This is a genomic window from Leptolyngbya sp. AN02str, from assembly GCF_050565595.1.
Classification (GTDB): domain Bacteria; phylum Cyanobacteriota; class Cyanobacteriia; order Elainellales; family Elainellaceae; genus Kaiparowitsia.
Window position 1 is genome coordinate 78971 of the sequence record NZ_JBNXVR010000020.1, and the last position, 14499, is coordinate 93469.

Below are 14499 nucleotides of genomic sequence, written 5' to 3' on the forward strand. Positions count from 1 at the left end.
AGACGCCCGTTCACGAAGGATCGTTCTCCATGACTAATGCTTCATCTGTTGATGCGCCCAATCAGGCCAGTCATCCCGAGCCGCAAGGTGGCTGGCGGCGCTATTTCAGCTTCAGCACCGATCATAAAGTGATTGGAATTCAGTATTTAGTGACGTCCTTTGGCTTCTTTATGATTGGTGGCTTTATGGCCATGGTGATACGAGCCGAGTTGATCACACCCGAAGCTGACTTGATCGATCGCACGGTGTACAACAGTTTGTTCACCATGCACGGCACCATCATGATCTTTTTGTGGATCTTTCCGTCGCTGGTGGGGTTGGCCAATTATTTGGTACCGCTGATGATTGGCGCACGGGATATGGCCTTTCCTCGGCTGAATGCGATCGCCTTTTGGTTGGTTCCTATCTTTGGCATTTTGCTGCTGTCGAGCTATGCCCTGCCCGGTGGTACAGCCCAAGCCGGATGGTGGTCTTACCCGCCTGTTAGTATTCAAGATCCTTTGAATCAACGCATCAATGGCGAAGTATTTTGGCTGCTGGCGGTGGCCATTTCGGGAGTGTCGTCCATTATGGGCGGCGTCAACTTCGTTGCCACGATTATGAAAATGCGGGCACCTGGCATGACCCTGCTGCGGATGCCTGTATACGTGTGGACTGTGCTAAGCGCCCAAATCATCCAGCTATCGGCGCTGCCAGTGTTGACAGGTGGAGCCATCATGCTGCTGATGGATATCACGCTGGGAACGGCTTTCTTCAATCCCGACAAAGGCGGCAACCCCATCCTGTATCAGCACTTTTTTTGGTTCTACTCCCATCCGGCTGTGTATGTGATGGTGCTTCCCATTTTTGGAGTGTTTTCCGAGATTGTGCCTGTTTTCTCGCGTAAGCCGTTGTTTGGCTATCGGGTGGTGGCGCTGTCATCGGTGGTGATTGCAGTCGTGAGCGAAATTGTGTGGGTACACCACATGTTTGCTAGCTACACGCCTGCCTGGATGCGCATCTTTTTTATGTTCACGTCGATGTTGGTGGGAGTGCCAACGGGCGTCAAGATTTTGGCATGGACAGCCACATTGTGGAAAGGCAAGATTCGCCTGGATACGCCCATGCTGTTTGCGTTGTCGGGGATTGTCATGTTTCTGTTTGCGGGCATTACAGGAATCATGCTCGCTTCGGTTCCCATTGATATTCACGTGAACAACACCTATTTTGTGGTAGGTCACTTCCACTACATTGTGTATGGCACCATCACCATGGGTTTGTTTGCGGCGTTCTACTTTTGGTTCCCCAAAGTGACTGGGCGCACGTATAACGAGGGGCTTGGCAAGGTTCACTTTTGGATGGCGTTTATTGGTACTAATCTCAACTTCTTTCCCATGCATCCGGTTGGGTTGCAGGGCATGTTGCGTCGCATGTCGTCCTATGCGCCAGAGTATGCCTACTGGAATGTGATGGCCAGCCTTGGCGCGTTTTTGCTGGGAATCTCGACCCTGCCGTTCATTCTCAATATGGTGGGCTCGTGGGTGCAGGGCAAAAAAGCACCCGAGAATCCGTGGCGATCGCTCAGTCTGGAGTGGACGGTTCCTTCTCCACCTCCCATCGAAAATTTTGAGGAAATCCCGGTGATTGTTGGCGATCCCTACGGCTACGGCCAATCCAAACCCCTGATCGCCAATCCCGAAGCCACCGCCACCCAAGAAGCCTAACCCCCAACTCTTTCAACCCCCACTCCCCACTCCCTACTCCCGATTCCCTACTCCCTCCCCCTCTACCCCTAACTCCTAGCCCCTACCCATGGATAGCTCAATTCAAACCGAAACTCTGCACGAAACTGCCCACCACGGCGAAGCCCACAGCCACGATGTGGAAGGCACCAGCCTGTTTGGTTTTATCGTGTTTTTGTTGTCAGAAAGCGTGATCTTTCTGAGCCTGTTTGCGGGGTACTTCATCATGAAGACCACCACAGAGCCTTGGTTGCCTGCGGGTGTGGAAGGCTTGGAAGTGCGCGAACCGCTGATCAACACTGTTGTGTTGGTGTCTAGCAGTTTGGTGATTTACTTTGCAGAAGAAGCGCTAAAGCGGAAGCAACTCTGGCTATTTCGCGGGTTGTGGCTGCTGACCTCGGCTATGGGGATTTACTTTTTGTGGGGGCAGGCGGTGGAGTGGTCGGGCTTGTCCTTTGGTGTGACCGATGGCATGTATGGCAGCACTTTTTACCTACTCACTGGATTCCACGGGCTGCACGTGCTAACGGGTGTATTGCTGCAACTGTTGATGCTAGGGCGATCGTTTTTGCCGCGCAACTATGATACGGGTCACGTTGGCGTCACAGAGGTCTCGCTGTTTTGGCACTTTGTGGATGTGATTTGGATTGTGCTGTTCATCTTGATCTACATCTGGCAGTAAGCGCCAATGTGCCGCGTCGCCCCACTGCTGTTAACCCTCTCATTTGCCCATTGCCAAACGTTGTAAGGAGAGCCCCCATGATTATCGACGACCAGTTTTATGACCTGATCATTGTGGGAACGGGAGCGGGGGGCGGCACACTGGCCCGACACCTGGCCGATTCGGGCAAGAAAATTTTGGTGCTGGAGCAGGGTGAGTTTTTGGATAAAGAGAGCTCGGAGCTGGTCGATCTAGAAGTCTTTAAAAAAGAGCAATACCACGCGCCAGAGCAATGGTACGACAGCGCTGGCGAGCCGTTTCATCCCCAAACGAGCTACTCCGTCGGTGGCAACACCAAGGTGTATAGCGGTGCGCTCATGCGAATGCGGGAGCGCGACTTTGAGGCGGTACAGCATCAAGAAGGGATGTCGCCGGAGTGGCCGCTCAAGTATTTGGATTTTGAACCCTACTACACCCAAGCCGAGGCGCTATATCAGGTTCACGGCAAGGCCGAAAACGACAGCACTGAGCCAGCTCACAGCGGTGAATACCCATTTCCAGCACTGGCTCATGAACCCCAGATTCAAGACATCTGCAATGCGCTGACCAAGCAGCAGTTGCATCCATCTTCCTTGCCGATTGGTTTGGGAAATCAGGGGCGCACTGATTCGGAAGATACTGGAATTTCGCCGGCACTCCAGCTCGACAATGTTGTGCTGAAGACGGGAGCCAGAGTGGTGCAACTGCATACCAATCCGTCGGGAACGGCGGTGAAGGGTGTGGAAGCTATCATTGGCGGGCAATCGGTTTTGTTTATTGGCAGCATCATTGTGCTGTCGTGTGGAGCGATTAATTCGGCGGCGCTGCTGCTGCGCTCTACCAACGACAAACATTCCAATGGGTTGGCCAACGGGTCGGGTTTGGTGGGTCGCAATTTGATGAAACAGCTGATGACGGTGGTGGTGCAGGTGCGCTCCGTCTCGAATTCGGGCTTGTTTCAGCGAACGGTGTACGTGAATGACTTTTACTGGGGCGATCGCGACTTTCCCTATCCCATGGGTCACATTCAAAACTCCGGCGGCATTTTGCAGGATGTGATCTTCTCAGAATCGCCCCCCATTTTTTCCGCAGCGGCAAAGCTCATGCCAGGATTTGGGCTACGACAGTTGGCGACTCGATCGATTGGCTGGTGGCTGCAAACCGAAGACCTACCCGACACCCACAACCGGGTGCGCGTCGATGGCAACAAACTCTATATCGACTACACCGCCAACAACGCCGAAGCCCACGATCGCTTGCTGTACCGCTGGCAAGATGTGCTAAAGACCATTGATGCAGACGGTGGCACTGCCCTATCTCGCAATTTGTATCCCAACAGCAGCGCTCCGGTGCAGGTGGTGGCGCACCAATGCGGGACTTGCCGCTTTGGCGACGACCCGGCCACGTCAGTGCTGGATCTTAACTGCCGCACACACCAACTCGATAATTTGTACGTGGTGGATAGTAGCTTCTTCCCCTCTAGCTCTAGCACCAGCCCTGCCCTTACGGTGATTGCCAATGCGCTGCGAGTGGGCGATCATTTGCGCGATCGCCTGAAATAACCTCAAATCAGAAATCCCCTCAAAACAACCCATGTCTATGTGCGCGTCACGCAGGCAAACATGGGCACTTCAGCTTATCCATAACTTAGGTCGCAATAGACCTCAATGCAACGCCTATTCAAACCTGCTGGAATTTGGCTTACAGGTTTGCCTTACAAGCTCAACACCAGTTGCAAGCCGGGTTCTGCTCGGGCTTCGTCGGGAATAGGATCGGGATCGGGATGCATGGCCGAACAATACCGTCCATAGGCGCAGCGATCGCACTGATCCCCAGGAAATGGAGTCCACGTGCGGTCATACCGCAACTGCATCGCCAAGTCGGAAATAATTGACTCCACCTGATGACGGTGATCCGGCGTGACATCAAAACTCACCTTTTCCGCTGTGCGTAGATGAATTAAACTCAGCCGCTTCAAGCTTTTTTGATACCGCTGCTCTAGCGCCAAATAGTAGAGCCCAATCTGCAAATCAACCTCATCCGAGAGCTGCATATCGGGATCTTTGGTGGATTTGTAATCAATTAGCTCCAACCCATCCTCAAAATAATCGAGGCGATCGTACCGACCCGATAGCGTAAACTCCAAATTCTCAACCTGGAGTGTTCCTTGAATGCGGCCTTCTACCGCAACCGGCCGCCGAATGGCACTTTGCGAACAAATAAATGTCTCGTAGTAACGTTGGAGAATGCTTCTCCCTTCTGTGACTTGCTTGGAAGATAGGCCCTCTAGCTCCTGGTTCCAGCAATGTTCTAGCCATTCAATTTGGGGAATGGGCTCCTGGTAGTGCCAGTCCTGATAAATTCGTGCCAACGCCTGATGCAACGAGGTGCCCAACGCGGCTGAGCTAAAAAATGCTGCACCGGGAACCCTACGTTCATACCGAAAGTAGTAAGACAATGGGCAGCGGTAATAGGTTTGAAGCTTTGCAGCGGATAAAATGTAGGTCATGTCCGATACCCTAACTGGGTGCGTCGCCGCAGCACTATTGATACTCTACAAGTGCTCTATCGCCCAATCATGACACTAGATATAGCGATCGCGCTAGAGTGCGTTTGATCTATAGTTGCCTTGTTTCCACCGTCCCATTGGTTCGGATACTCTTGCCCCTTCACCTGAGCGCGCCGTATTCCAGCAGATTGCTGTATTTCAGTTTCTTAACAATTCCTTAGAGTAGATTATAGAAACGTTTCCCCACACCCCCCCATGCTCAGCACTATCAAAGACCTCGCGGCCAACCTTGCTCCACGCTTAACCGAAATCCGTCGCCATTTGCACAGCCACCCCGAGCTGAGCGGACAGGAATACCAAACGGCGGCCTATGTGGCTGGAGTGTTGTCTTCCTCAGGATTGCAGGTGCAGGAGCTAGTCGGAAAAACAGGCGTTGTGGCTGAGCTAAGGGGCAGCGGAGTCGATTCCCGGCTGCTGGCCATTCGCACCGATATGGATGCCCTACCCATTCACGAGCGCACCAACCTGGAGTTTGCCTCGCGGCAGTTAGGCATTATGCACGCCTGCGGTCATGATGTGCACACCACGGTTGGTCTGGGCACGGCCATGGTGTTGGCTCAGCTTGGGGTACCGTTGCCAGGAACGATTCGGTTTCTGTTTCAACCGGCAGAAGAAACGGCCCAGGGTGCCAGCTGGATGATTCGCGATGGCGTGATGCAGGATGTCACGTCCATTTTTGGGGTGCATGTGTTCCCCACCATTCCGGGTGGGTCGGTGGGCATTCGCTATGGGGCGCTCACGGCAGCCGCCGATGATCTAGAAATTATTGTGGTGGGGGAATCGGGCCACGGAGCGCGGCCCCACGAGGCTATCGACGCGATCTGGATTGCCTCCCAAGTCATTACAACATTGCAGCAGGCCATTAGCCGCACACAAAATCCCCTGCGGCCTGTGGTACTCACGGTTGGCCAAATTCAAGGGGGACGCGCGCCGAATGTGATTGCCGATCAGGTGCGGATGCTGGGTACGGTGCGATCGCTCCATCCCGAAACCAGTGCCAATTTGCCCGCGTGGATTGAGCAAATTGTGGCCAGCGTGTGTGAAACCTACGGAGCCAAATACACCGTCAACTATCGCCGGGGTGTGCCCTCGGTGCAAAATGATCCTTCGCTCACCCAAATTACCGAATCTGCTGCAACGGAGGCGTGGGGGAGCGATCGCGTCCAAATTCTCCTGGAACCATCCCTAGGGGCCGAAGACTTTGCGTTGTATCTCGACCATGCACCAGGCACAATGTTCCGCCTAGGAGTTGGGTTTGATGATCAACCCAACTATCCGCTGCATCATCCCCAATTTGTTGTCAACGAAGCCTCGATCCTCACAGGCGTGGTGACCATGGCCTACGCCGCCTACAAGTACTGGCTGTAGCAGTCTCCAGTCCAGCTCTTGCAAAACGTTAGTTTCGGTTAAGGGCTTTTCTGAGGTTTGCGCGTCGCGCAAACCTCAGAAAAGCCCATTTTTGCGTGCGCGTCGCGCACGCAAAAATGGGCACTTCAGCTTATCCAAAACTCAGGTTTGCAAACAATAAACGCTGGCAAAGCAGCGTGAGTGAATCACAGCCTTTGCCAGCGATACCCTTTCGTGTGCTTCAAGCGTAATGGAAGCATGTATGCTTTTGCGGATGCTCCTCTCTCGAAACCGATGCATTGCACCGCTTTCGAAAAGAGAGCTAGTTCAATCGATGGTGCGCATCATCAGCGCAACCCTTGATTGATGTCTACAGCTGTCTCTTAACGCCCGAAGGTGGACAAGTGTGCGAAGGGCGAGGCAGATCATCGTCAATGGTGGCAGAGATATCAAACCGTCGATGCAAGATGTGGAGTGGTTGAGAGGGTTGGCCAGGGGGCAAAGGGTCAGAAGAATGACCTCGATTCACAACTCTAATCATGGGTTACACCTGAAACGTCATGACGTTGCAATGTTTGCAAAGGTGGAGACACAACTCGTCTTTCTCCTGCCGCCCGTTTTGACTGGTTTCAGCGTTGAACTGAAAAAAAAAGAGGGGTATAGGAGCAATGATTCCGATAGGGAATGTTGTTCCGACCCCTCTTATCAACGAGCAACTTGGAGATGTGATCAATCTGGTCAATGTGTCGATGAACGATGCGCTGTTATCGACACACGATCATCTATACGCTGTAATCCACCCCTCGGTATTTGAGCTGAGCAGCAATGTGGCGTTGGCTTGTGTTGTGCTGCTGAATGGTGAAGCGATTGCCCAAAAAAATGCCGACTTGATGAGTTTCGGTGGAATTAATGCTAGAGGTGCTGGTTTCGTAAGGAATGCCGCGATAAAGCGCTTTCATGTTGAACTCCTAAATGAAGGTGGGGCTACGTTCGAATCGGAGACAGACAAAATCCCAAGGAGGGCAGACAGAGAGGGGGTTTGTGGGGGCTTGGGGCGATTGAGCAGAGAAGGGGCCTCTTAATGCTCTGTGGGTAAGTTAGGCGTTGTAACTTACACCGCGATATTTCAGTAATGCCGCACCATGACGCTGGCTGACATTGTGCTGCTGTATCGCAAAGCGATTACCGAGAAAAAATCCGGGTTGCGGACTTTCGGTGGTATTAATGACGGGGCTGTTGGTTTCGTAGGGAATGCCGCGGTAAGAGACGTGCATAGGGGTACTCCTTTTTGGAGAAGTGGGGGCTGGGTCTTGGGAGGGGTGGGTGTGGAGTCACTTCGTTTCCCTCGATGACATCAGTTTGCGGTGTTTCAAGGGATTGCACCACCTGGGTTTAGGATCTTAAGCAAGAACTTAAGGTGGTTTGCTGGAAAAAGGGTGAAAAGCTTTGCTGTAGGGCGATCGCAGCTGTTTTCTTAAAGGTGAGCCAGATCGTTATCTTCGGAAACGAGGCCGTGCCAGCATAAGAACCTTTAACCTGAGTCGTTCTCTCTATCTCAGAGAGGTATTATTTTTCAAAAATCAATAAACGATAGGCCTACGCAAGGATATAGCCCCAATGATTCCCTGCCCTGATGAGCTGACGTCGTCAACCTCATCTTCCAAGCGCCGCCGCCGCCGTGGTGTCATTCTTACACCCACTGGATTCGACAAGGTTCAACAGGCAAAAACTGACGTTGAGTTTCGAGACAATGGAGGCAGTCGCTACACGCTAGAGGCCTTGAGTGAACGCACAGGATTGGCGGTTGATACCTTGATGAAGGTGTTTGCTTGCGAGATGGGTGTAGATAAGCAAACGCTAAAGGCTTACTTTCGCTCGTTTGGCCTGACTCTTGAGCCAGCAGATTACGATTACCCGGATCCCTCCGCAGATGAGGGGAACGCTGCCGATGCCAATGAGACTAAGGAGCCGGAGGGTGAGCCGGAGCCCGATTTACCGGGAGGGCAGGTGCCGTTGGGATCGGAATTTTATATTGAACGAACGGCGATCGAAGCTGACTGTTATAAAACCGTACTGCAACCGGGCGGGTTAATTCGTATTAAAGCGCCCCGGCGCATGGGCAAATCATCTCTCATGACTCGGATTTTGCAGCAGGCAGCGCACAAGGGTTGCCAAACGGTGTCCCTGAGCTTTCAGCTGGCGGACAAGGCCATCTTCAAAGACTTGGATCACTTCTTGCAATGGTTTTGCGCCAATGTCGGGTTAGGGTTGCAAATTCCCAAGCGCTTGGGCGATTACTGGGATGATTTGTTTGGCAGCAAAATCAGCTGCAAGATTTATTTTGAACAATATTTGCTGCCCCAAATTTCGCAACCGCTGGTGCTGGCGCTGGATGATGTGGATCGCCTGTTTGAGTATCCCGACTTGGCGGATGAGTTTTTTGGGTTGTTGCGGAGCTGGCACGAAGAGGCCAAGAACCGCGACATTTGGAAGCAGCTGCGGCTGGTGGTGGCGCATTCGACCGAGGTTTACATTCCGCTGAATGTGAACCAATCTCCGTTTAATGTGGGGTTGCCAATCGAGCTGAAGGCGTTTACGCCAGAGCAGGTGCAAACGTTGGCCAAGAGGCATGGGCTGGATTGGGATGAGGCCCAAACTCAGCAGCTGATGGATTTGGTGGGAGGATATCCCTATTTGATTCAGCTGGCGCTCTACCATTTGTGGCATCAGGATGTGACGTTGGAGCAGTTGTTGCAACCTGAGGCGATCGCCACTGGCATTTACAGCGAGCACTTGCAGCGACAGTTGTGGAACCTGCAACAAAGCCCGGAGCTGGCTGTAGCCTTTTCGCGGGTGGCGAGTGCCGTCACTCCTGTGGAATTGAATCTCGTTCACGCATTTAAGCTGCAAAGTTTGGGTTTGGTGCAGTTGCAGGGCAGTCAGGCTGTGCCGGGCTGCAATTTGTATGCTCGATATTTTGGCGATCGTCTTAGAGATATTCCCGCCTTATGACGCTACTGATAAAACCTCTCATTGCTTTGCTCAGACGACGATCGCTGCGCTCGGTTTTGATTGTGCCCTTTGTGTTGCAACTGGCCGGGGCGGTGGGTTTGGTGTGGTACTTGTCCTACCGCAACAGTCAAGAAACCGTGCGGGATATGGCAGCCCAACTGCGCCAGGAAATTACAGCCCGAATTGAACTTCAGCTCAGTTCGTATGTTGATATTCCTCACTCCATGAACCGCATTAATGGCAGTGCATTGCTTAATGGCAACTTGAAAATTCAAACGGCGGAGGGGTTCAATCAATTTTGGGAGCAAGCCAAAATTTATCCCAATATCAACTTGATTTATTGCGGCAGTGAGCGCGATGGCGCGTTGCTGGGGGTGGGACGCAATGAAGATAGCCGTGAATTGCAGTTGGTTGTTTACAACCCCTCGACCAACTATCGGGGACACTACTATGGGCTCAACAGCGTGGGCGATCGCACCAACCTTCAGCGCACGGGCGATCGCAAATATGATGCCCGAGTTCGTCCCTGGTACCAGGCAGCTCAGCAGCAGGGAAGAGCCACCTGGAGCGAAATCTATCTCGATTTTGATACGCAACTCCCCACCATCACCGCCAGCACCCCGGTTTACGATCGCTCGGGGCGTACGCTTATTGGAGTGTGTGCCACCGACTTTATTTTGCCAGCTGAAATGAGCACATTTCTGCAATCGCTCAATATCGGTAAATCGGGTGAAACCTTCATCATGAAGCGCTCTGGCATCTTAGTAGCTGCTTCAACCCCCGAAAAGCTGATCAAAGGCGAGGAAGACAACATTGAATATCTCCCAGCCGTTGAGAGCAGCGATCCCCTGATTCAAGGAACAGCCCAGTATTTGCGCGATCGCTTTCAAAACTTCAACACCCTCCAGCAGGCAAAGCAACTCGAATTTGATCTCGAAGGTCACCGCCAGCTCGTTCAAGTACTGCCATTTCAGGATGGCCGTGGCATTGATTGGCTCATTGTGGTCGTCATGCCTCAATCCGACTTTACTGGTCGTATTGATGCCAACACCCGCGTAACCACTGGCCTCTATCTTCTTTCCCTTGTGTTGGCGATCGGCATTGGCATTTTGACCGTGCGCTGGCTCACTCGTCCACTGCTGCGCCTCAACACAGCCGCAAAACACATTGCCCAAGGTCAGTGGAACCAGCCCGTCGAAATTCATCGAACCGATGAGCTGGGCGAACTTGCCTACTCGTTCAATCAAATGGCCAGCCAGCTACAAGACTCCTTTTTGGCCCTAGAACATCGCAATACCGATCTACAGCAAGCCCGCGACGAACTCACCAAAGCCAATGAACAGTTAGAAGCTGTGCTGAATGCGGTTCCAGGCCCAATTTCCTGGATCGCCGCAGAGGGCTTTTATTTGGGCATTAACTCTCACCTGGCCCAAAGCCTCAACCTGCCGCCAGAAGCGGTGATTGGTAATCCTGTTGGGGTCGTAGGAGATAACCCAGCCTATGTGGATTTCATCAATCAGTTTCTCAGTGCACCCGAAGGCGCTGCTTCTCAAGAAATTCCCATTCAGGTCAATGGGCAGGAGCGTTACTACCTGCTAGCCGCCCAAAAATATCAACAGGGTATGGCCACCGTCGTCGTTGGGATTGATATTACAGAACGACGACAGGCACAGGAATCTCTACGACGCGCCCAAATGACCAACCAGGCGATCGTCAGCGCAATTCCTGACTTGCTCATGCGCATTCGTAGCAATGGCGTTTATCAGGGCTTCAATTTGGGGCGCGCGACCCGAGCTCTCAACGAAGATCATCTCCATGCAGGAACCAGTATCTATGAGCTGATGCCCGTGGAACGGGCCGAGGAGCGAATGCACTTTGTGCAACAGGCTTTGGCAACGGGTGAGCTACAAGTTTATGAGTATGAGCTGGAAGTTGATGGCCGCATTCAGTATGAAGAAGCGCGGCTCATGCCCCTTGGCCAGGATGAAGTGCTCGTCATGGTTCGCGACATGACTCAGCGCAAACTATCGGAACAAGCTCTGCGTCAAAGTGAGGCGAACGTTCGCGCTTTGATCGAGGCCATTCCCGATTTGCTAATTCGAGTGGCTCGTGATGGCACGTATCAGGATATCCAAGGCCGAAATCGCCTCATGCTCTACGATGGCGAAGATTTTTGGGAAGGCTCGAATGTGTATGATTCGCTGCCACCTGTTGAGGCACAGCGGCGTATGCAATACATTCAAATGGCGCTGCAAACTAACACGATGCAGATTTATGAACAGCAACTGTCGATTGATGGACAACTCCAGCACGAAGAAGTGCGAATGGTTGTGACCGGAAAAGACGAAGTGTTGATGATTATTCGCAACATTACTGAGCAAAAGCGGGCCGAAGCGGCTTTGCGTATCGCCGAAGAAAACTATCGGGGAATCTTTGAAAATGCGCTAGAGGGAATTTTTCAAGCAACGCCTAATGGTCGCTACATTCGCATCAATCCGGCGATGGCTCGCATTTACGGCTACGGTTCAGCCGAGGACATGATTGAGCATGTGGACGATATTGCTTTGCAAATGTATGTTGATCCGGCTGATCGCCAGGAATTTCATCGGCAAATGGATACGCAAGGTACGGTCAAAAATCAGGTGTATCAAAGCCCTCGCAAAGATGGCAGCCTGATTTGGGTGGAGGAGAACACGAGAGCTGTCCAAGACGAAAATGGCAACCTGCTCTACTACGAAGGAATTCTTGAGGACATTACTGAACAGAAGCGACGAAATGAAATTTTGGAAGAGCGAGTAAGAGAGCGTACGCAGGAGTTGTCGGAAACGCTGCAAATTTTGAAGGCAACTCAGGCCGAGTTGATGATTGAAAACGCGCTGTTAAGAAGCTCGGAAGATTTAGAAACGTTTGACTATCAGGTGGGAGGCAGTTTGCCGTTGGATGCGCCAACCTATGTGGTGCGGCAGGCCGATCGCTACCTCTATGCTGGGTTGAAACGAGGGGAATTTTGCTATGTCTTTAATGCTCGCCAAATGGGTAAATCGAGTTTGCGGGTGCAAATTATGCGCCGGCTGCAGGCGGAAGGTTTTGCGTGTGCAGCGATTGATATTTCTGAAATTGGCAATCGTCGCCTAACACCAGAGCAATGGTATGCCGGGTTTATGTATACGCTGGCTAATGGGTTTAATCTTGTAGATCAACTTGATATTCGAACGTGGTGGCGCGATCGCAGTCTTCTCTCGCCAGTGCAGCGGTTGGGCGAGTTCATTCAAGATGTTCTCCTTCCCCGCATTTCCCCAAAAATTGTCATTTTCATTGATGAGATTGATAGTGTAATTAATCTTGACTTTGAGATTGATGACTTTTTTGTGCTGCTGCGGGCCTGTTACAACAAGCGAGCTGACCAGGCTGCTTATCAACGATTAACGTTTGCTCTGTTTGGAGTGGCAACTCCGTCACAACTGGTGCGAGACAAAGCCCGTACCTCGTTTAATATTGGCCAAGCGATTCAGCTAAAGGATTTTCAGTTGCATGAGGCACAACCGTTGCTTCAAGGCTTGACAGAGAAGGTCGAGAATCCCCAAGCGGTGTTGAAGGAAGTGCTGTATTGGACCAACGGGCAGCCTTTTCTTACCCAAAAGGTATGTAAGTTAATTCGCAATGCACCGTCCAAAGTGCCAACGAATCAGGAGGCGGAGTGGATTGAGCAATTAGTTCAATCTCACATGATTGAGAATTGGGAGTTCAACGATGAACCTGAGCATTTAAGAACAATTCGCGATCGCATTTTGCGAGATCCGGTTCAAGCGGTGCCGTTGCTAACGCTCTATCGCCAGGTGCTAGAGCAGGAAGCAGTGGTTGCTTTGGATAGCCCAATTCAAGTAGAGTTGCTGCTGTCTGGATTGGTGATCAAGCAACAGGGCACGTTAAGGGTACATAACCGCATTTATCAAATTATTTTTGATGCGAATTGGGTTGATCAAAAACTTCTCAATTTGTCATCCACATTGAGTTAGGCCGTGATTGTGCAGTTGCGATCGTACAATGGCGAGGGTCTCGTACCCACTGTGTGAGTGGCCCTATTTTTAGGAAACCCTTGTTTGATAAGGGTTTCCTAAAAAATACTTGTTTGAAACAATCTGAGTGTTGCTATATTCGTACAATCTTAAGAGGCGATCGCGCACTAAGCCGTCTATGAGTTGTGCAAATTAGTTGATGAATGAGGGTTTTTCTCTCAACATCTGCTACTCAACCAAACCCATTCTCACCATCACCCAGTACCCCTCTGGAACATCCTCTGGTGAAACAAGATCGGGTATGGTATATCAGGTTTATTCCCAAGGAAGAAGCAATGGATATTTTAGATTCGTACGTATTGACAGAACCCAGTAGCCAAAATGTAATTGATATTTTTCAGGGAGAATGGTCATCCGTACTGCCTGCCCAATTTGGGCTCACAACAAAACCGGGTACGGCTGGTTTATTTGAAGATCCTCGTGTTACTTGGGCTGAACAAACCTTTGGCGGCTTTAGCAATTGGAATATTTTGGAGCTAGGTCCTTTAGAGGGCGGCCATTCCTACATGTTTCAAAATGGCAACGCTAGTAAAGTAACTGCCATTGAGGCGAATACACGGGCTTTCTTGAAATGTTTGTGTGTGAAAGAAATCCTCAAACTTGATAGAGTCGAGTTTAAGCTGGGTGACTTTATGCAATTCCTTGAAAAAGCAGATCTCACTTACGATATGGTTTTTGCAAGTGGCGTTTTGTACCATATGGAAGAGCCACTTCGACTGTTAAACTTGGCTTCTAAAGTTTCAGATAGATTATTTATTTGGACGCATTATTATGACCATGAAATTATTACCAATACCGAGAAACTAAAACATAAGTTCGAACCAGTTCAAGTTGTCGAATTTGAAGGAGTTCCTTACGAAACATCGCAGCAATCTTATAAGCAAGCTCTAGCTTGGAGTGGTTTCTGCGGTGGCCCTCAGCCGGTAAGTCGCTGGTTAACTCGCGATAGCATTATCAAAGCATTGAATCAATTTGGGTACAAAGATCTGTCGGTTAGCTTTGAACAACCAGACCACCCGAATGGGCCTGCATTTGCGATCTGCGCTCGCAAGTAAACGATGTAGATTTTAATAT

General features: G+C 51.2%; 10 protein-coding genes. 7 read left to right on the forward strand and 3 right to left on the reverse strand.

The features are described from left to right. The first annotated feature begins 29 nt into the window (after positions 1-29). From ctaD to ACQ4M4_RS16195, 3 genes are all read left to right on the forward strand, one after another. Entirely contained in the window at positions 30-1703 is a 1674-nt protein-coding gene (gene ctaD, locus ACQ4M4_RS16185; RefSeq protein ID WP_430685473.1) for a cytochrome c oxidase subunit I, read from the forward strand. A gap of 88 nt (positions 1704-1791) precedes the next feature. Then, entirely contained in the window at positions 1792-2403 is a 612-nt protein-coding gene (locus ACQ4M4_RS16190; protein WP_430685474.1) for a cytochrome c oxidase subunit 3, read from the forward strand. Between the two features lie 77 nt (positions 2404-2480). Further along, positions 2481-3983: a GMC oxidoreductase gene (locus ACQ4M4_RS16195; protein WP_430685475.1), complete on the forward strand. Its 1503-nt coding sequence runs from the start codon at positions 2481-2483 to the stop codon at positions 3981-3983. Between the two features lie 152 nt (positions 3984-4135). On the opposite strand, the gene ACQ4M4_RS16200 is transcribed toward ACQ4M4_RS16195, so the two are convergent. After that, a complete protein-coding gene (locus tag ACQ4M4_RS16200) occupies positions 4136-4930 on the reverse strand; it encodes a RecB family exonuclease (protein ID WP_430685476.1) in 795 nt (264 codons plus the stop codon). A gap of 255 nt (positions 4931-5185) precedes the next feature. Between ACQ4M4_RS16200 and ACQ4M4_RS16205 the strand changes: the two genes are divergently transcribed. Then, entirely contained in the window at positions 5186-6358 is a 1173-nt protein-coding gene (locus ACQ4M4_RS16205; protein WP_430685477.1) for a M20 family metallopeptidase, read from the forward strand. A 761-nt stretch (positions 6359-7119) separates the two neighbouring features. Here ACQ4M4_RS16205 and ACQ4M4_RS16210 read toward each other — a convergent pair. Further along, positions 7120-7296 (reverse strand): DUF4278 domain-containing protein, encoded by a 177-nt coding sequence (locus ACQ4M4_RS16210; RefSeq protein ID WP_430685478.1) that lies wholly within the window; start codon positions 7294-7296, stop codon positions 7120-7122. 138 nt (positions 7297-7434) lie between these two features. Next, positions 7435-7611: a DUF4278 domain-containing protein gene (locus ACQ4M4_RS16215; RefSeq protein ID WP_430685479.1), complete on the reverse strand. Its 177-nt coding sequence runs from the start codon at positions 7609-7611 to the stop codon at positions 7435-7437. Between the two features lie 343 nt (positions 7612-7954). Between ACQ4M4_RS16215 and ACQ4M4_RS16220 the strand changes: the two genes are divergently transcribed. The 3 genes from ACQ4M4_RS16220 to ACQ4M4_RS16230 all read left to right on the forward strand — a co-directional run bounded on the left by ACQ4M4_RS16220 (position 7955) and on the right by ACQ4M4_RS16230 (position 14480). Then, entirely contained in the window at positions 7955-9349 is a 1395-nt protein-coding gene (locus ACQ4M4_RS16220; protein WP_430685480.1) for an AAA-like domain-containing protein, read from the forward strand. After that, positions 9346-13365, forward strand: a complete 4020-nt coding sequence (locus ACQ4M4_RS16225) for an AAA-like domain-containing protein (protein ID WP_430685481.1) — start codon at positions 9346-9348, stop codon at positions 13363-13365. Before ACQ4M4_RS16220 ends, ACQ4M4_RS16225 begins: the two co-directional genes overlap by 4 nt. Before the next feature lie 335 nt (positions 13366-13700). Next, positions 13701-14480 carry a class I SAM-dependent methyltransferase gene (locus tag ACQ4M4_RS16230; RefSeq protein ID WP_430685482.1) on the forward strand — a complete coding sequence of 260 codons (780 nt, stop codon included), beginning with the start codon at positions 13701-13703 and terminating at the stop codon, positions 14478-14480. The last annotated feature ends 19 nt before the right edge of the window (positions 14481-14499 follow it).

Excerpts from the sequence above, each read along its gene's own strand:
- ACQ4M4_RS16210 (WP_430685478.1), bottom strand. The coding sequence starts at position 7,296 with ATGAAAGCGCTTTATCGCGGCATTCCTTACGAAACCAGCACCTCTAGC.
- ACQ4M4_RS16205 (WP_430685477.1), top strand. The coding sequence starts at position 5,186 with ATGCTCAGCACTATCAAAGACCTCGCGGCCAACCTTGCTCCACGCTTA.
- ctaD (WP_430685473.1), top strand. The coding sequence starts at position 30 with ATGACTAATGCTTCATCTGTTGATGCGCCCAATCAGGCCAGTCATCCC.
- ACQ4M4_RS16230 (WP_430685482.1), top strand. The coding sequence starts at position 13,701 with ATGGATATTTTAGATTCGTACGTATTGACAGAACCCAGTAGCCAAAAT.
- ACQ4M4_RS16200 (WP_430685476.1), bottom strand. The coding sequence starts at position 4,930 with ATGACCTACATTTTATCCGCTGCAAAGCTTCAAACCTATTACCGCTGC.
- ACQ4M4_RS16190 (WP_430685474.1), top strand. The coding sequence starts at position 1,792 with ATGGATAGCTCAATTCAAACCGAAACTCTGCACGAAACTGCCCACCAC.
- ACQ4M4_RS16220 (WP_430685480.1), top strand. The coding sequence starts at position 7,955 with ATGATTCCCTGCCCTGATGAGCTGACGTCGTCAACCTCATCTTCCAAG.
- ACQ4M4_RS16225 (WP_430685481.1), top strand. The coding sequence starts at position 9,346 with ATGACGCTACTGATAAAACCTCTCATTGCTTTGCTCAGACGACGATCG.
- ACQ4M4_RS16215 (WP_430685479.1), bottom strand. The coding sequence starts at position 7,611 with ATGCACGTCTCTTACCGCGGCATTCCCTACGAAACCAACAGCCCCGTC.
- ACQ4M4_RS16195 (WP_430685475.1), top strand. The coding sequence starts at position 2,481 with ATGATTATCGACGACCAGTTTTATGACCTGATCATTGTGGGAACGGGA.